At 53.9% G+C, this 16,788-nt stretch carries 16 protein-coding genes; 15 read left to right on the top strand and 1 reads right to left on the bottom strand.

Annotated elements, in window-relative coordinates; genetic code table 11:
• The first annotated feature begins 103 nt into the window (after nt 1-103).
• The 4 genes from IPI63_RS05090 to IPI63_RS05075 are packed head-to-tail and all read left to right on the top strand — an operon-like array spanning nt 104 to nt 4,646.
• Nucleotides 104-928 (top strand): ABC transporter transmembrane domain-containing protein, encoded by an 825-nt coding sequence (locus IPI63_RS05090; RefSeq protein ID WP_292477038.1) that lies wholly within the window; start codon nt 104-106, stop codon nt 926-928.
• The gene (locus IPI63_RS05085) at nt 928-1,914 is read left to right on the top strand and encodes an ABC transporter ATP-binding protein (protein ID WP_292477036.1); all 987 of its coding nucleotides are present in this window, start codon (nt 928-930) and stop codon (nt 1,912-1,914) included. Before IPI63_RS05090 ends, IPI63_RS05085 begins: the two co-directional genes overlap by 1 nt.
• Nucleotides 1,911-3,662 (top strand): thiol reductant ABC exporter subunit CydC, encoded by a 1,752-nt coding sequence (cydC, locus tag IPI63_RS05080; RefSeq protein ID WP_292477033.1) that lies wholly within the window; start codon nt 1,911-1,913, stop codon nt 3,660-3,662. The genes IPI63_RS05085 and cydC overlap by 4 nt, the downstream gene beginning before the upstream one ends.
• 33 nt (nt 3,663-3,695) lie before the next feature.
• Nucleotides 3,696-4,646, top strand: a complete 951-nt coding sequence (locus tag IPI63_RS05075; protein WP_292477031.1) for a hypothetical protein — start codon at nt 3,696-3,698, stop codon at nt 4,644-4,646.
• On the opposite strand, the gene IPI63_RS05070 is transcribed toward IPI63_RS05075, so the two are convergent.
• Nucleotides 4,641-4,811 (bottom strand): hypothetical protein, encoded by a 171-nt coding sequence (locus IPI63_RS05070; RefSeq protein WP_292477029.1) that lies wholly within the window; start codon nt 4,809-4,811, stop codon nt 4,641-4,643. The two genes, IPI63_RS05075 and IPI63_RS05070, sit on opposite strands and share 6 nt — an antisense overlap.
• Nucleotides 4,812-4,980: 169 nt before the next feature.
• On the opposite strand from IPI63_RS05070, the gene IPI63_RS05065 reads away from it, so the two are divergent.
• The 11 genes from IPI63_RS05065 to IPI63_RS05015 all read left to right on the top strand — a co-directional run bounded on the left by IPI63_RS05065 (nt 4,981) and on the right by IPI63_RS05015 (nt 16,769).
• Nucleotides 4,981-5,748 (top strand): class I SAM-dependent methyltransferase, encoded by a 768-nt coding sequence (locus IPI63_RS05065; protein WP_292477027.1) that lies wholly within the window; start codon nt 4,981-4,983, stop codon nt 5,746-5,748.
• 9 nt (nt 5,749-5,757) lie between these two features.
• Nucleotides 5,758-7,302: an ABC transporter substrate-binding protein gene (locus tag IPI63_RS05060; protein WP_292477026.1), complete on the top strand. Its 1,545-nt coding sequence runs from the start codon at nt 5,758-5,760 to the stop codon at nt 7,300-7,302.
• 262 nt (nt 7,303-7,564) lie between these two features.
• The gene (locus IPI63_RS05055) at nt 7,565-9,121 is read left to right on the top strand and encodes an ABC transporter substrate-binding protein (RefSeq protein WP_214065309.1); all 1,557 of its coding nucleotides are present in this window, start codon (nt 7,565-7,567) and stop codon (nt 9,119-9,121) included.
• A 276-nt stretch (nt 9,122-9,397) separates the two neighbouring features.
• The gene (locus IPI63_RS05050) at nt 9,398-10,348 is read left to right on the top strand and encodes an ABC transporter permease (protein ID WP_292477024.1); all 951 of its coding nucleotides are present in this window, start codon (nt 9,398-9,400) and stop codon (nt 10,346-10,348) included.
• Between the two features lie 2 nt (nt 10,349-10,350).
• On the top strand, nt 10,351-11,262 hold the full coding sequence (gene nikC, locus IPI63_RS05045; protein ID WP_292477023.1) for a nickel transporter permease: 912 nt from the start codon (nt 10,351-10,353) through the stop codon (nt 11,260-11,262).
• A complete protein-coding gene (locus IPI63_RS05040) occupies nt 11,249-12,181 on the top strand; it encodes an ABC transporter ATP-binding protein (RefSeq protein WP_292477022.1) in 933 nt (310 codons plus the stop codon). Before nikC ends, IPI63_RS05040 begins: the two co-directional genes overlap by 14 nt.
• On the top strand, nt 12,166-12,882 hold the full coding sequence (locus tag IPI63_RS05035; RefSeq protein ID WP_292477020.1) for a dipeptide/oligopeptide/nickel ABC transporter ATP-binding protein: 717 nt from the start codon (nt 12,166-12,168) through the stop codon (nt 12,880-12,882). The genes IPI63_RS05040 and IPI63_RS05035 overlap by 16 nt, the downstream gene beginning before the upstream one ends.
• 46 nt (nt 12,883-12,928) lie before the next feature.
• The gene (locus tag IPI63_RS05030; RefSeq protein WP_292477018.1) at nt 12,929-14,467 is read left to right on the top strand and encodes an ABC transporter substrate-binding protein; all 1,539 of its coding nucleotides are present in this window, start codon (nt 12,929-12,931) and stop codon (nt 14,465-14,467) included.
• A gap of 274 nt (nt 14,468-14,741) precedes the next feature.
• On the top strand, nt 14,742-15,185 hold the full coding sequence (locus tag IPI63_RS05025; protein ID WP_292477016.1) for a formylmethanofuran dehydrogenase subunit E family protein: 444 nt from the start codon (nt 14,742-14,744) through the stop codon (nt 15,183-15,185).
• 22 nt (nt 15,186-15,207) lie between these two features.
• Nucleotides 15,208-15,954 (top strand): ATP-binding cassette domain-containing protein, encoded by a 747-nt coding sequence (locus IPI63_RS05020; RefSeq protein WP_214065931.1) that lies wholly within the window; start codon nt 15,208-15,210, stop codon nt 15,952-15,954.
• Entirely contained in the window at nt 15,939-16,769 is an 831-nt protein-coding gene (locus IPI63_RS05015) for a metal ABC transporter permease (protein ID WP_214065926.1), read from the top strand. Before IPI63_RS05020 ends, IPI63_RS05015 begins: the two co-directional genes overlap by 16 nt.
• The last annotated feature ends 19 nt before the right edge of the window (nt 16,770-16,788 follow it).

Here is a 16,788-nt window from a genome sequence, read left to right as displayed (position 1 = left end):
ATATGAATTTATAATATCGCATACGACAGATTTATTAATATGTGTAACACGACTGGGTTTGATTTTATAGCGCAGAAGAGAGGCTGCAGCAAAGAAGGGGAACATGGAAGGCTTAATCGATAAAAGGGTTTTGAAGTTCGCCCCTGGCGCGAGGCGCTGGATCGCCCTCACCTTCCTGTCTGGCCTGATGGGATCTACGGCCAACATCGCCCTCCTCTTCCTGGCGGGAAGGATCATCGTGGGAATATATGATGGTCGCCCTCTCCTCTCCATGCTGGATCTATTCGCAGGCATGCTGGCGGCCATTGGCCTGCGAGCCATCGCCGAGGCCTCCAGGGATATCACCTCCCAGCGTTCCGCCGCCATGGTCAAGAGAAGCATCAGAGAGAGGATCAATCAGCATCTTCTCGATCTGGGCCCCTCCTTCGTCGAGATGCGCAATACAAGCGCCCTGGCCACCACGGTCTTGGATGGGGTGGAGGCGCTTGAGGCCTATGTGGGTCTTTATGTTCCCTACATGGCTCTCTGTCTGGTCATGCCCGTTCTTCTCTTCTTGGGCTTTGCCATCTATGTGGATCTTATCTCTGCCCTGATGCTTCTGGCCTTTGTTCCCCTGGTTCCCCTTTCCCTGCTGATATTCACCAATCTGGAGGAGTGGAAGGTGGGGAGAAGGGCATGGGAGACGTACCGGGAGCTATCTGCTTACTTCGCCGAGAGCCTTCAGGGTCTGGCCACCCTCAAGCTCTTCAACCAGTCAGAACGCCGGGGGCAAGAGCTTCATAGAAGGTCCAGGGACCTGGAGAGGGCATTGGTGCAGAGCCTGCAGCTCTACTTCGGGGCCAGCTTCGTCTCCGAGGTGGTCCCAGTTCTGGGCTACTCCCTGACTATGATCGTCTCATCATTCCGCCTCAGCCAGGGGGCCTGTTGATGGACAAGCTGGTGATGGTCCTATTGTTGGGCTCGCTCTTCTACGAGCATGTCAGCAATCTGCTTTTATATCACCACTACAGCCTTCAGGGAAGAAGATCAGCGAACGCCATATTCGAGCTGTTAGATCAGCGCCCAGAGGTCCTGGACAGCCAGGCTATAGCACCTTCTGCTATCGAGCCCGAGATCAGATTTGAGGGGGTTTTCTTCTCTTATCACTGTGATAGGCCGGTCTTGCATAACATATCATTTGAGGTGAAGCCGGGCAGCACTGTGGCTCTGGTGGGAGCGACTGGAACTGGCAAGAGCACAGTCATCGATCTCCTCTTCCGCTTTCACGATCCCCAAGAGGGCAGAATACTCCTGGGAGGATATGATATTCGCAGCCTGCCCCTCAATTTCCTGCGCAGCCAAATGGCGCTGGTGGCTCAGGAGCCCTACCTGTTCTATGATACTGTGGAGAATAACCTCCGCTTGGGGAATCCCGGGGCCAGCCATGAAGAGATCGTCCGGGCGGCAGAGGCGGCCAACGCTCATCAGTTCATTGTGGCGCTTCCTGAAGGCTACCAGACAGTCATAGGCGAGAGAGGGGTGCTTCTCTCTGGAGGAGAGCGGCAGAGAATCGCCATTGCCCGTGCTCTTCTCAAGGGGGCACCAGTCCTCCTCCTGGATGAGCCGACCTCCAGCATCGATGCTGAAAACGAGGAGGATATCCAGAAGGCCCTCGGCCGTCTGCAGTCCCAGCGCACTGTTATGATCATTGCCCATCGGCTGAGCACAGTCAGAAAGGCGGACTGCATCTTAGTCATGGAGAGGGGGAGAATCGCCGAGTCCGGCAGCCATGAGGAGCTGCTGGCCAATGGAGGCATTTATGCCCATCTGGTGGCGGCTCAGTCCCTGGATATTCCAGAATGCGGGGATGACGAAAATGCCCTGTCCATGGAAGCCGGCAGCAGCCTCCTCGCTATGGCAGGAGGAGAGCTGTGATAAGAGAGCTTCTCGATTCCAGATCGGTTTGGCGCCGGCTGATCTATCCTATTCGCCCTCATATGGGACTGATGAGCCTGGTCGTAATATTCGAGATCTTAAGGCAGGTCTCAGGGATCGGCGTTGCCGTTCTTGGTGCCGCCCTCTTCGCCCGGGCAGTGGCCGGCACAGCCACCGGGGAGCTTTATCCTTATGCTGCTGCTATGATCATCCTCGGCCTGGCCAGAGGGACCTTTGGTTATTTGGGCCCCTATCTATCTCATGTGGCAGCATTCCGCATCCAGGTCGGCCTGAGGGATGAGTTATTCTGGGCCATAGAGCCCCTCGCTCCGGCAAAGCTTGCCAACAGGCGCACAGGCGATCTGGTCAGCACAGCAGTATCTGACATAGAATTGCTGGAGTTCTTCTTCGCCCATACAGCAGGGCCGGCGGTAGTGGCTTTTGTCATCCCCATCATCGCCCTTGCCGCTCTGGCAACAATCAATCTGCTTTTGGCAGAGGTATTGCTCATATTTCTCATCCTGCTGATCCTCATGCCCAGGCTGGCCTTCTGGCTGGGCTCGGCCTTAGGGGATAGGCTGAGGGGGCAGCAGGCCCTTCTCAACTCCCTGGTGCTGGATACGATTCAGGGAATGAAGGAGATTCTCTCTTTCGGCTACAGCAGACGGAGAATTGAGGAGCTATCTGAGAGCTCCGCCACACTGCTGGCATTGCAGGCCAGGCAGGCGAGAAACATCGGGCTGCAAAGCGCAGCGAGCATCAGCATAGTCTCTGTGGGGACTCTTGCCATGCTCCTGTGTGCCAGCATCCTGGTAAGGCAGAATTCCCTGGCGCCAGGCTTTCTCCCCGCCACTATGATCCTGGCCTCAAGCGTATTTCTCTCCGTAACCTCTGTGGTCGAGATCTCCAAGCAGCTCTCTTTGACCCGCGCTGCTGCTCGCAGACTCTTTCTGCTACTGGATGAGCTGCCAGTGGTGAAGGACGAGCCGGGCCTGGCTCCAGCAGTTCCGATCGAGTCCATAGAGCCATCCATCTCCCTGCAGGATGTCAGCTTCCGATATGCTCCTGATGAGCCTTTGATCTTAAACTCTATCTGCCTGGAGATCCCCGCAGGCTCGTCAGTGGCATTGGTGGGGGCGAGCGGAGCGGGAAAGAGCACAGTGATCAATCTGATGCTCCGCTTTTGGGATCCGGAAGCGGGAAGGATACTGCTCGGTGGAATAGATCTGCGCTGTTATCCCATGATGCAGCTACGCAGTCTGTTCTCAGTGGTCTCTCAGGATGTCTTCCTATTCAGCGATAGCATCAGAGAGAACATCCGCTTAGGCCGGGCAGAGGCGAGCGACGCCGAGGTGGAAGAGGTCGCTATCAAGGCCCGCATTCATGATTTCATAACCACCCTGCCCCAGGGGTATGATACCCTGGTGGGGGAGAGGGGCGTTCGCCTCAGCGGCGGAGAGCGACAGAGGATCGCCATTGCCAGAGCCCTCCTGAAAGGAGCGCCCATACTCGTCCTGGATGAGGCCACCTCCAGCCTGGATGCTGAGAACGAGAGGGCAATCAAGGAGGCTCTGATGGAGGGGGGAGGGGCTCGCACCACCATCATGATCGCCCACCGCTTGAGCACAGTGGTGGATGCGGACTGGATCTTCGTCTTAAATGAGGGGCGGGTAGTGGAGCAGGGAAGGCATCAGGATCTCATCGCCCGGAAAGGAAGATACGCCCGGCTGGTGGAGGCGCAATCTTAGGGGGAGGAGCATGTCAATTTATCTCCTATCGATATGACCCTTTATACTGCTCTCATCGGCACAGTGGAGATATCTCGGGTCATGATCCCACCGATTGTGATTGGATTTTTCCTGGCCAATGTAATTCGCCGCTCACCCTATTTTCGATATCTCACCATGCCCACCAACTGGCTGGCGGCTGTATCCCGTCTTCCAGCGGAATGCTCTGCAGCCCTGACGCTGTTCCTGATCAATAGCTGGGCAGCCCTTGCCCTCCTATCAGAGGTGCACAGGAAGAGGCAGATCACCGATCGTGAGCTGGTTGTGGCCATTTTAGTGGGCTTTATTCCCAAGGGGTTGAACAGCATGCTCATCTTCTCGCTGCCCGTGGCCCTCTCCGTTCTGGGCCCAAAGGCCGGAGGCCTTTACGTATGCCTGGATCTGCTCGCCAGCTTCTTTGTGGCCGGCATTGGCATCCTCGCCTCGAGACGATTGCTCTCAGCCAGGGGGCTGACATTGGAGCGCGGGGAGGACCCGGAACAATGGAATGGATGGGCAGCGATACTGAGGGCCGGCCTTCTGGAGTGCCTGTCCTCATCCATCAAGATCATCAAGGTGCTGGTCCCCACCATCTTTCTCGCCCAGGTGGCCATTGAATATGTGCTGGTGCTGCCCATAGTGGAGAGATACAGTATCCTGGTCGAGCCCCTCGGATTCTCGTCATCCAGCCTGATAGTCCTCATGGCCAGCCTGGTCAGCCAGAGCGCTGCACTGGTGGCCTCAGGCACATTGCTTCATGAGGGCTCCCTCTCCACAGTCAGCTGTCTTCTCCTGCTGTTTATGGCCAGGTTTTTGCACCTGGGAATAGGATGCTTCAGAATCGGACTTCCCACTAATGTCTCTTATTTCCAGGGATCCCTGGGGCTGAGGATAACAGCGATGGAATACTCGTTAACTGAAGTGGCCAATATTCTGATAATATTGCTCTTATTCATATTCTTATAGATGAGCATCAATCATCCCGGCCACCATGTGCATCTTCCTGGTGGCAGCATAGCTCGCTGGAGTGGATTTGGATGATATGGGGGGCTGTTTGAAGGCCATCGGTATGATCCAGCCGCTCATGGCTATCAGCCCAGCCCGGAGGAGTATATTGAAAAATTGGCTCATCGCTGAATTGCGTCTCCGTCCTCCTCCAGGGGACTGCGAAGGGGCAAAAAGCCATCGCCCAAGAGATGGGCTTTGGCAGGATTACGATCTTCGACTTTTTATAAGTAATAGGCTTTTATGTTATAATAATGGAAAGGTTTAACATGAAATGATATATCTTTAACCTTTCATGCCCTTAACCGACTCAGAGGTGAAGAGCGTCATACGCTCTCGATGGGATATCTCGTCCCAGAAGTATGATACGCGTGATGGTCACGGCATAAAGAGCGCAGAGGAGAGGGATGCCTGGAAGAGGGTATTGGGAGAGGCTCTTGCCAGAAGCGGCCTTGATATCCTGGATGTGGGTTGCGGCACAGGGGAGATGAGCCTGGTCTTGGCGGAGATGGGCCACAATGTCCAGGGAGTCGATCTATCTGAGAAAATGCTCTCCAGGGCGAGGGAGAAGGCCCGGGCCTCCCGTCTGAAGGTCAAGTTCTCTATAGGAGATGCAGAGAGGCTGAAATTTGATCCTGGCAGATTCGATGCCCTGATCAGCCGCCATGTGCTCTGGACTCTGCCCCATCCAGACAGGGCAGTGGAAGAGTGGAAGCGAGTGGTGAAGGTTGGAGGCCAGGTGCTGGCCATCGATGCGCGATGGCGAGATGATTCAATCTCTGGTCGGTCAAGAAGGCTGGCCTCAGAGGTGGGAATGATCTTGTTAGAGAGGCAGAACCCCTGGAAAGGCTGGTACTCGGATGATCTCAACTCTGCCCTCCCCCATCGCTACGGATTGACCTCTCAGGAGGCGAAAAGGTACTTCGAGGGATCCGGCTTGAAGGATGTGAGCCTCATCGATCTGCATGATATTCTAAAGATCCAAAAGATCGGAATGCCATTTCATCGCAGGATCTCCTTCAACTGGACATATTACATGGTGAAGGGCACAAAAAGTGAATAGGTGATCTCAATGATGCTATGCAAATCGCTGCTTCTGATCATATTTTCCCTCTTCGCGGCAGGATCTGTTGCAGGAGGATCGGACTTCGATAACGTTCTCGCCGTAGGAGAGCTGTGGGACATACCGAGTATCGATACATCCAATGATGACGGGCATGTGGCTTTGAATGATAAGGCGCTTGTCACTGAGACGCTGGTAGGCACCAATCCCGATCTGTCGCTCAAACCGGTGCTCGCCTTATCCTGGAGCCGGATTGATGACCTGACCTGGGAGGTTGCCCTCAGGGATGATGTCTTCTTCCACGACGGCTCGAAGATGACTGCAGATGAGGTGAAGTTCTCCCTCGAGAGGGCAGCGGAACTGGATTCAAAGGCGGCATCTCTTCTGATGCTGAAGTCCATTGAGGCAGTGGATCCCCTCACCATAAGGATCCATACCATCGAGCCCAATGCGATCCTGCCGGCAGCGCTGCACTATCCCAGCACGGCGATAATAAGCCCCAGCTCTCTGGACGACAAAGGCGAGTTCATCTCTCCCATTGGAACCGGCGCCTTTATGGTGGAGAGCTTCGATCCCAGGACCCATGTCTTGGCCGTTGCGCGTAACGATAAGTGGTGGGGGGGCGAGGTCAAGCTGGAGAAGATCATACTCAGGCCGATTACCGATCCCAACACTCGCGCTCTTGCCCTGGAGAATGGAGAGGTGGATTTCACTGTGGATGTGCCATACAGCGAGACTGATAGAATCGACTCCATAGAGGGTCTGGGTGTGGAGAAGTACAGCATACCCAGGATCTATCTCATGGCCATAAACTTGAAGCATGCACCATTAGATGATATCCTGGTCAGAAAGGCCATCTCCTATGGCATCGATAGATCCTCCATAGCAAGGTATGTGCTCTTCGATGTCGGCAAACCAGCAGTCGGACCTTTCATGCCGGATTTCTACTGGACCAATAAGAGCCTTGAGGAGTACAAATACGATGCCCAGAAGGCCAGAGATCTTCTGGCAGATGCCGGATGGACGGACAGCGATGGCGACGGCATAGTGGACAAGGATGGCGGATCGCTGGTGCTATCTCTGCTCACCTACCCCAACCGACCAGGTCTGCCGCCCATGGCAGAGGCCATTGCCGGACAGCTCAATGAAATTGGCATAAAGACGGATGTTGAGGTACTGGAGAGTGGAGCCATATCAGACAGGCGCAAGAGCGGCAACTGGGATCTATCACTCGCTGCTATGAGCACCGCAATGGTTGCCGATCCATCCTACTATCTATCGTTCAGCTATCAGACAGGAGGTGCCTTCAATCATGCAGGCTACTCCAATCCGGGGGTGGACGGGCTGCTCGAAGGGGCATCAGAGTCTCAGGATCCAGAAGAGAGGCTTTCAATGCTAAATGAGGTGCAAAGCATTGTGCATGACGAACTTCCCATCATAAATGTTGCTTACTATGGCGTGGCAGTGGCCAAGAAGGATTATGTGAAAGGCTACCAGTTCGATCCCACCGCCCACGACTACAAGCTCAACCCGGAGATGTATCTGGAAAAATAGATATCGATATCTAATTCGGGGCTCGGGGACGATTCGGTCGATTCGAGCCTCCTTTTTTTAACCTCGATTGCTCTGCCGAGGCATTACCAGTGGAAGATGGCAGCCGTCTGCGAAGTTTAATATCACCTAATAAAGTTTTTCATATATTTTATTATAATCTATATTTATATTCATCTCTTTTGCTCCTTATCATATAGAATAATCTTAAATATTGTTACTGAAAACGCTGCATTTCATATAAAAGCTAAATGGATGTATTAAGATGAGAGAAAAATCTCAATTGGGCAAGTGGGCGAAGACAATTCTGATTGCCCTATGCCTGCTCCCTGCAGTAGCGCTGGCTGCTGGGGCAGGACCTGATGATGTACTGATTGTTGGAGAGCTGTTTGACATCAAATCCATGGATCCTGTCCAGAGCGGCTCAGCCCTCACCGAGAAAGCCCTGATCACTGAGAGCCTGGTGGGCGTGAACTCCGATATGTCCCTCAAGCCGGAGCTAGCAGAGTCCTGGACCCAGATCGACGACAGGACATGGGAGATCAAGCTGAGGGATGATGTGCTCTTTCATGACGGATCAAAGATGACCGCCAATGAGGTCAAGTTCTCCTTGGAAAGGGCGAACGAGCTCGACTCAAAGGCTGCTGACCTCATGGACCTGGAATCAATTGAGGTTGTCGATGACCGGACCCTTCTCATCCATACAAATGAGCTCAATCCCATCCTCCCTGCTGTCCTCCACTACAGCAGCATAGTCATCTTCAGCCCGAGGTCCCTGGACGATAAGGGTGAATTTGTCTCGCCCATCGGCACCGGTCCGTTCATGCTGGAGAGCTTCGATCCCAAGACCCATGTCCTGAACCTGGTCCGAAACAGCAAATGGTGGGGCGGAGAGGTCAAGCTCTCCGGTCTCAAGATCGTTCCCATCATCGATCCCAACACCAGAGCCTTGGCCCTGGAGAACGGAGATGTGGATTTCACAGTTGATGTCCCCTATAGTGAAGCGGACAGAATTGGAGATGAGAGCGGGATCAATGTGAAGAAGTACCAGAACCCCAGGATCTATGTGATGGACTTCAATACTCAGGATGCTCCTCTGGATGATGTCCGGGTGAGAAAGGCCATCGCCTATGGAATCGACACCGACTCCATAGTCAAGTATGTCCTCTTTGGCATCGGCAGGCCGGCGATAGGCCCCTTCATGCCCGAGTTCATCTGGGCGAATAAGGATCTGGCAGCGTACGAGCATGATCTGGACAGGGCCAAAGAGCTGTTGGCGGAGGCTGGCTGGATGGACAGCGATTCTGATGGAATTTTGGACAAAGATGGAGAGCCCCTGGAGATCGGCCTTCTTACCTATCCCAACCGTCCCGGGCTACCGCCCATGGCTGAGGCCATCACCGGTCAGTTGAAGGAGATCGGCATTAAGGTAAACGTCGAGATCACAGAGTCAGGTGTAATTAATGAGAGAAGGAAGACCGGCGACTGGGATATCTATCTGCAGGCAATTAACACTGCAATGGTGCCCGACCCCTCCTATTACCTGGGCTTGACCTACGAGACCGAAGGAGGCTACAACTATCCAGGGTACTCCAACCCCAAGGTCGATGATCTACTGGATCAGGCATCCAGGACCGCCGACGAGCAGGAACGGCTGGAGATAATGAATGAGATCCAATCCATTATCCAGGACGAGATTCCTGTTCTGACTGTGGCCTACTATGGAGTGATTGTCGCCAGCCGGGATTATGTGTTGGGCTATGAGTACGATCCCACTGCCCATGACTACAAGCTCAGCCCGGATATGTACATCGAGCGGTGAAACAGAAGATCTCTCAGGAATGGGTGCATTGAGCTTCCGGCAGCTTCGGAGCTCAGGGGCCCCTTTTCCTCATTTTCTTGGCTCATATCTGATTCCGATCCCATCCCTTCGTCCTTTGGATCACTCTATTAAAAGATTATAAAATTTTGTGTTATTACTAACGAAAGATTTATTATTGAATAATATCATCACCCTATGATCTGCGTGGGCGATATCCCACCCGGGAGAATCATACATGATTGATGACGATCGGACCCCTATAATGTTAGAGGCTTGATGTCTCTAATGCTCCGCTATCTGGCCAAGAGGCTGGCCTTCATGGGGCTGACAGTCCTGGCTGTCTGCGCTCTCACCTTCTTTCTCATGAACATCATACCCGGAGGCACTGCCGAGCTGATACTCAAGCACACCATCCTGGAGATGGAGGAGATCCCCACAGATGAACAGATAGCAGAGATCTCCAGCCGGTACAACCTGCATGATCCTCTTTATATTCAGTTCGGCCGCTGGTTATCCAGTGCCCTGGAGGGAGATCTTGGAAGCTCATACATCCAGAAAAAGCCCGTCTCATACCTCCTCCTTCTCCGCATGCCCGCCACCATCATGCTGGCCTCTGCTGCCATGTCCATAGCCATCATCTTCGGGATACCCCTGGGGATATACTGTGCCATGAGGAAGAACAGGCTCACTGACTATATCCTGAGGATAGTGACCCTCCTTGGCGTATCCATGCCCGGATTCTGGCTGGCACTTCTCCTGATCTTGGTCTTATCCGTCAATCTGAAGCTCTTTCCTGTGGCCGGATATGGGGGAGCCAGGTACCTCGTCCTGCCGGCGGTAGCCCTATCCGCCCATGCCCTGGCTGTGACCGTTCGCATGATGCGCACAGGAATGCTGGAGGTTATGAGCCAGCCGTATATCACCTATGCCATATCCAAGGGTCTGTCCTCGCAAAATGTGATCCTCAGGCATGCTCTGAGAAATGCCCTCCTCCCTGCCATCACCGTTCTGGGGATGAGCTTCGGCCATATGCTGGGGGGAGCGGTGGTCATTGAGAGCATATTCGCCTGGCCCGGGGTGGGAAGCCTTCTTGTGGATGCCATTTCAGCAAGGGACATACCCCTGGTTCAGGGCTGCGTTCTCGCCATTGTGGGAGTATTTGTGACCATCAATCTCCTCGTCGATCTCACCTACACCTATCTGGATCCGAGGATCAGGTATACATGATTATGAAGTTTGTTGATATGTTCTTCAGCGCCAATAGAGCGAGTCTCATATCCTCAGGCCAGGCTAAATGGTCGTCTTATCAGAGGATATTCTCCAACCGGATGGTATCCATGTGCCTCATTATGCTGGCTGTTATTGCGGTGATAGCCCTATTTGCGCCCCAAATCGCCCCTTATAACCCCAACGATATCGATCTCAAGAGTAGCCTCCAGCCGCCTTCATCGTCCCACCTGCTGGGGACAGACCACCTGGGCAGGGATGTCCTGAGCAGGCTCCTTTATGGCGCAGCCACCTCGTTCACCATCTCCACTTCAGTGGTGCTCCTTGCCCTATTCATGGGAATAGCCTTGGGAGGAGCAGCCGGCTATATGGGCGGGCTGGCTGATGAGGTGATATCCAGAGTAATAGACCTATTCCTCTCCTTTCCCAGTATGATCTTCGCCCTGGCCATAGTGGGAGCCCTGGGCAGCAGCGTGTTCAACCTCATCCTGGCTCTGGCCCTGGTTCACTGGGCCAGCTATGCCCGGCTGATGAGGGGGCAGGTTCTATCCGTCAAGAGCAATGATTATGTCTCCTCCGCCCGGGTCATTGGGGCAAGCGACAGGCGGATACTGGTCAAGCACATCCTTCCCAATGCCCTGGCACCAGTGATTGTGCTTGCCACTCTGGACATGGGGCATGTCATCCTCTCTGCTGCTGCCCTGAGCTTTCTTGGCCTGGGGATTCCTCCCTCTATTCCTGAGTGGGGATCGATGCTCAATGCGGGCAAGGAGTTCATGAGGACTGCCCCCTATTTGACCATCTTTCCCGGGATGGCCATAACTATGACTGTGGTTCTATTCAGCCTCCTGGGAGATGGATTCCAGGAGGTTCTTGATCCTGAGAGTGAGGTGAGCGGCCTTGTCTCTTCTTGAGGTAAAACATCTGGATGTGGGATTTAAGACCAAGTTGGGCACAGTCGAGGCGGTAAATGATGTCTCATTCCATATCGATAAGGGTGAGATCTTTGGATTTATTGGGGAGAGCGGCTCGGGCAAGTCGGTAATAGGCATGTCCCTGCTCAGGCTCCTGCCCAGGAATGCGCTGGTTAAGGGAAGCGCCATCTTCGAGGGAACTGATCTGCTGGATGCAGGCGAAGAGGAGATGCAAAGGCTCCGGGGGAAAGAGATCGCATTCATCCCTCAGAATCCCTCCGATTCCCTCAATCCTCTGATGAAAAATGGCCAGCAGATCTCCGAGGTTTTTGAAGCAAAAGGGCACGGGAGAAAGGAGGCAAAAGATCTTGCTCTCAAGGTGATGAAGCGCCTGCTGATCAGGGATCCCAGGCTCTCCGCAGACAGGTATCCTCATCAGCTCTCCGGCGGCATGAAGCAGAGGCTGCTCACGGGAATCTCCCTCTCCCTCCAGCCCCGGCTGGTGATAGCAGACGAGCCTACCAAGGGGCTGGACTCGATCACCAGGAGAAGCTCCATTGAGTTTTATCAGGGTCTTGAGGGCAAAAAGGATCGATCGATGCTCCTCATCACCCACGACCTGGACCTGGCATACGAGATCTGCGATCGTCTGGCGGTCCTGTATGCCGGGGAGATCGTGGAGATGGGGCCGGCAAAGAAGCTATTGGATGACCCTTTGCACCCTTACACTCAGGGGCTGATAAACTCTCTGCCCAAGAACGGGCTCGTCCCCCTGGAGGGGAGCAGTCCGAGCCTTCTTGACCTTCCCAGAGGCTGCTTTTTCAGTGAAAGGTGCAGAAGCTGTATATCCGATTGTATTAAAAGTCACCCGAAGCTTGCTCAGAATGGGGGGTGGATGAAAAGATGCATTCTCCCCTGATCGAGGTTGATGCCCTCAGCAAACAGTTTGGCCGGCTACAGGTGCTGGACGGGGCCAGCTTCTCCATCGATCGGGGGGAGACGCTGGGGATGTTTGGGACCAGCGGCTCGGGAAAGACCACTGTTGGCAAGTGCCTCGTGCTCCTGGAGAGGCCCGACTCGGGGCGGATTGTGTTTGAGGGCAGGGATCTGCTCAAATTGAAAAAGAAGGAGCTCTCCCGGACCAGGCCCCGGCTGCAGATGATATTTCAGAACCCTGTGACAAGCCTGAATCCGAAGATGAGGGCGATTGATAGCATATCCGAGCCAATGGTGATTCATCGGAAGATAAGCAGGGAGCAGATCCTCCAGGAGGTCGATAGGCTGATAGCCAGGGTGGGCCTGCGGCCTGAGCATCTGGCAAGGTACCCCCAGCAGCTCAGTGGGGGGGAGATCCAGAGGGCAGTTCTGGCGAGGATCATATCCCTCCAGCCCAGTTTTGTGGTGGCCGACGAGCCGACATCAATGCTTGATGCCTCGGTGCAGGCTCAGATCCTCAGGCTGATGATGAAGATCCAGGAGGATACAGGCCTCGCCTACCTCTTCATCTCTCATGACATTGATGTCCTGAGAGCGGTATCGGACAGGATCGCCTATATCGAGAACGGATCGATAAAAAAGATTGAGACGAACAGGGAGAAGAGGTCGTGGGCCAGGAGTTAGAGAGGCCCTTTGGCTCTCTCTCGTAATGAATAGATGGAGCAGTGTTATGAAGAATATGAATATCGTAATGGTGGCACTGGCCCTGGCCGTGCTGCTCTCATTCTCGACAGTATCGGGAGAATCGGAAAAGGTGCTCAGGGTTGCGGCCATGTGGGATATACCGTCCATAGATCCGGACGATAGAGGCGATGCCTGGGCGGAGAAGACGCTTGTCACTGAAACGCTGGTGAAGTCCGATCAAAATTACCGTTTATTGCCGCAGCTTGCTCTCAGCTGGGAGCAACTGGATGATGATACATGGGAGATCAAGCTGAGAGATGATGTCCTCTTCCACGACGGAGGCAAGATGAGTGCAGATGATGTCAAGTTCACACTGGAGAGGGGAGCGGAGCTGGATTCGACTATAGCAAATTTTCTGAATCTTGACCATATCGATGTCGTCGATCCCGTCACCCTGCAAATTCATACCAAGGAGCCAAATTCCATGCTGCCTTCGATACTCCATTATCCGGAGCTGGGCATCATCAGCAGAAATTCTATGGATAATGAGGGGATTCTTCGCCAGCCCATAGGAACAGGACCGTTTAAATTTGAGAGCTTTGATGAGAAGACACATGTTCTGACTGTGATGAAAAACGATAAGTGGTGGGGAGGAAGCACTCAGATCGATAGGGTAGTAACCATACCCATGACGGATGCAAATACGAGATCTTCTGCCATAGAGAAAGGAGATGTCGATTTCACTGTGGATATACCCTACAGCGAGACAAACAGAATCGACTCTCTCGATGGCGTGAATGCAAGGGTCTATAACACATCATACCTCTACCGTCTGGATCTGAATATAAACCATGATCCTCTGAGTGATATAGACGTGAGACATGCGCTCAGCTATGCCATCAACAGGGATGATATCGTCAAGTATGTTCTATTTGGCGTGGGATCCGCTGATAGCGTCCCCTTCAGCTCGGAGATGCCCTGGGCGAACAGAAGCGTAAGAAGATACGATTACGATCCCAATGAGGCGGAAGAGCTTCTGAGAAACGCCGGCTGGAAAGATGATGATGGCGACGGCATACTGGATAAGGATGGCAAGCCCCTGGAGCTGTCTTTGCTCACCTATGCCACAAGGCCCGGCCTTGTGCCAGTGGCCGAAGCACTCATTGGCGAGCTGGCAAGCATCGGAGTCAGGGCTAACCTCGATGTGCTGGAGTGGGGGGCGATAGAGAAGAGACGCAGCGAGGGCGACTGGGATATGGTGCTCTTCGCCACCAACAGCGCCCTGATTCCTGATCCACAGTACTACCTGGAGAGGAGCTATGGCACAGGCGGATCCTACAACTACGTGGGCTATTCCAATCCAAGAGTGGATGAACTGCTGTCGGAGTCCATGGCGACGAGGGATATGGAAGAGAGATACGACCTGCTGCGGGAGGTCCAGTCTATAACCCAGGAAGAGGCCATAAATCTAGTTATAGCACACTATGGCATGGTTGTGGCACAGCGGGATTCTATTAAAGGATTTGAGTTCTATCCCACTGCTCATGACTATAGGCTGAATCCGGAGATGGACATAGAGGATTGAGAGGATATATCAGATCGATAGTATATATCAGGTCGATAGTATATTAACAGATTGATGGCACCCTGGCTCTGCCAGGCCGGAAGGGAGCCGCTTGATCCCTACAGGCCCCGGGGGGGCGCCTGGCAAGCCCCTCCTTTTTCCAGATTTCAGCTTTTTTCCAGGAATGGCCGCATTTCACCAGGACAGGATAATTTGGGTGTTAACTGATGGCCCGCAAGCATTAATAATTCATATCATATCAGGGTTAGTATTAACTTTTATGAGGATATCCGATATGAATAGGAAAGAAACCACATGCAGGTATACCGGCCTGGATAAAGAGTACTCTATCGAAGAGCTGGCGGCATTTCACGGCCACCTGGGGCCCTACATCGTCCTCGGCTACAGAATCGGCAGGTATGTCAAAGAGAATTTCTGCCCTGATCCCTTCCTGATGAGGGCAAGCGTCTTCTGCGCAGGCATGCCCCCGGAATCCTGCCTGGCGGATGGGGTACAGATCGGCAGCGGCTGCACTCTGGGTAAGAGGAACATACAGATTGTGGAATGCAATGAGATCCTCTGCGAGTTCCTGGCGGGGGAGAAGCAGATGGTCATCAGGCCAAAGAGGATCGATTTTCCGCCTGAGGGGGAGGCTGATCACGACCAGATTATAGAAAAGCTGGCGGAGGGTATGTACCGCCTGCCGGACAGGGACCTCTTCTCAGTCCAGAGCCGCTAGTTCAGATTATCAGGTGGGTGAATTGAGCATCATCGATCTGGAGGGGATATATACTGCATATGAGGGCGGCTCAGAGCCAGTTATCAGGGACCTGTCCCTGATGGTTGATCGAGGGGAGTATGTGGTCGTTGGCGGCCCAAACAGCGCGGGCAAGACGACCCTCTTGGAGTCGATCAACGGCCTGGTCAAGATCACCCACGGCAGGGCCAGTGTCTGCGGCCTGGACGTTCGCCGCCTGGGTCCAGAGGTGAGGCGGAGGGTGGGATATGTCATCCAGAACTTCTATTTCGATCCCTTCACCCCCTTCACTGCCCGGGAGGTGGTGATGATGGGACGCTTCGGCCGCCTGGGATTGTTGAGCCGCCCGAAGGAGTCCGACTACGATGCCGTTCAGAGGGCCATCTCCCTGGTGGGAATTGAGGACCTGGCCCATAAGACCATAGGCACCCTCAGCGGCGGCCAGCAGCAAAAGGTGATGATCGCCCATAACATCGCCAAGGAGTCAGAGGTGATGATGCTGGATGAGCCCTTCAGCAATCTCGACTTTCAGGCCAGAGAGTTCCTGCAGGATGTGTTCAAGAGAATGGTGCAGCAGGGAATTCCCGTCCTCATGGTGGCTCATGCATTCGATGGACTCCCTGACATTCCCATCCATCTCGTGGTCATGAACCGGGGCAGGATCATCTGCGACCTGAGCTGCCAGGCGGAAGAGGTAGAGGAGATAATAAGAGATGAATGTGGGGTCGAGGGAAGATGCTCGAGTGGCTGATAGAGAACAATGTGGTCTGCCATGCCCTGGAGGCGATGATCTTTGCCTCCGTTACCTGCAGCATCCTGGGGGTGATCATCTCCAGGATGAGCCTCTCCTCAATTGGTTTTACCATGTCCCATGCTGCCTTTGCCGGTGCGGCTCTGGGCATGTTTCTGGGAGCGAATGCTCAGGTGGCAGCCATCGCCTTCAGCATGGGGGTAGCTGCGCTTATCGGTCCGGTGAGCGAGAAGGCCAAGATGGCGGCCGATGCAACATTGGGCGTCCTATTCTCCCTGTCCATGGCCGTGGCCATCTTCCTGATCTCTTACATGGAGTACATGGGCAGAGGGCTCTCGGCGAGCAGCCTTCTATTTGGGGATGTCATATCTTTGTACCGGGAAGAGATCTATGCTCTGGCCGCCATCTGCGCCCTTTCCATCCTCTTCGTTTTAGCGTTCTACAAAGAGATCTCGGCCATCATGTTCAACATGAAGATCGCCGAGGCAGCGGGCATCAGGGTCAAGCTGGTCTATTACCTGCTGCTGTTCATCATCGCCATATCTGTGGCCCTCAGCCTGAATATCGTGGGAGGGCTCTTGATCTTCGTATTGCTGGCAGCACCGGCATCTATAGCCAGCCAGTTCTGCTTTGATGTGAAGAGCATGTTCATTGTCGCCCCGGCGGTAGCCCTCATCGTCAGCTCCTTTGGGGTCTGGGCGGCATTTGAGTATACGCTTCCGGTAGCTCCTCTGGTGGCCCTGCTGCTCACAGCAGGCTTCGGGCTATCGGTGGTACTCTCCTTTAAGCGGAGGATAAACCGTAGTAACAACTAAATAAATGATATTACGAATT

Origin of the sequence: Methanothrix sp., from assembly GCF_016706325.1 — an archaeon.
Taxonomy (GTDB): Archaea; Halobacteriota; Methanosarcinia; order Methanotrichales; family Methanotrichaceae; genus Methanothrix.
The sequence above is the reverse complement of the archived record's forward strand: the minus strand, read 5'-3'. Positions and strand labels throughout refer to the sequence as shown.

Excerpts from the sequence above, each read along its gene's own strand:
- IPI63_RS05090 (WP_292477038.1), top strand. The coding sequence starts at position 104 with ATGGAAGGCTTAATCGATAAAAGGGTTTTGAAGTTCGCCCCTGGCGCG.
- IPI63_RS05085 (WP_292477036.1), top strand. The coding sequence starts at position 928 with ATGGACAAGCTGGTGATGGTCCTATTGTTGGGCTCGCTCTTCTACGAG.
- IPI63_RS05075 (WP_292477031.1), top strand. The coding sequence starts at position 3,696 with ATGACCCTTTATACTGCTCTCATCGGCACAGTGGAGATATCTCGGGTC.
- IPI63_RS05070 (WP_292477029.1), bottom strand. The coding sequence starts at position 4,811 with ATGAGCCAATTTTTCAATATACTCCTCCGGGCTGGGCTGATAGCCATG.
- IPI63_RS05065 (WP_292477027.1), top strand. The coding sequence starts at position 4,981 with ATGCCCTTAACCGACTCAGAGGTGAAGAGCGTCATACGCTCTCGATGG.
- IPI63_RS05060 (WP_292477026.1), top strand. The coding sequence starts at position 5,758 with ATGATGCTATGCAAATCGCTGCTTCTGATCATATTTTCCCTCTTCGCG.
- IPI63_RS05055 (WP_214065309.1), top strand. The coding sequence starts at position 7,565 with ATGAGAGAAAAATCTCAATTGGGCAAGTGGGCGAAGACAATTCTGATT.
- IPI63_RS05050 (WP_292477024.1), top strand. The coding sequence starts at position 9,398 with ATGTCTCTAATGCTCCGCTATCTGGCCAAGAGGCTGGCCTTCATGGGG.
- nikC (WP_292477023.1), top strand. The coding sequence starts at position 10,351 with ATGAAGTTTGTTGATATGTTCTTCAGCGCCAATAGAGCGAGTCTCATA.
- IPI63_RS05035 (WP_292477020.1), top strand. The coding sequence starts at position 12,166 with ATGCATTCTCCCCTGATCGAGGTTGATGCCCTCAGCAAACAGTTTGGC.
- IPI63_RS05030 (WP_292477018.1), top strand. The coding sequence starts at position 12,929 with ATGAAGAATATGAATATCGTAATGGTGGCACTGGCCCTGGCCGTGCTG.
- IPI63_RS05025 (WP_292477016.1), top strand. The coding sequence starts at position 14,742 with ATGAATAGGAAAGAAACCACATGCAGGTATACCGGCCTGGATAAAGAG.
- IPI63_RS05015 (WP_214065926.1), top strand. The coding sequence starts at position 15,939 with ATGCTCGAGTGGCTGATAGAGAACAATGTGGTCTGCCATGCCCTGGAG.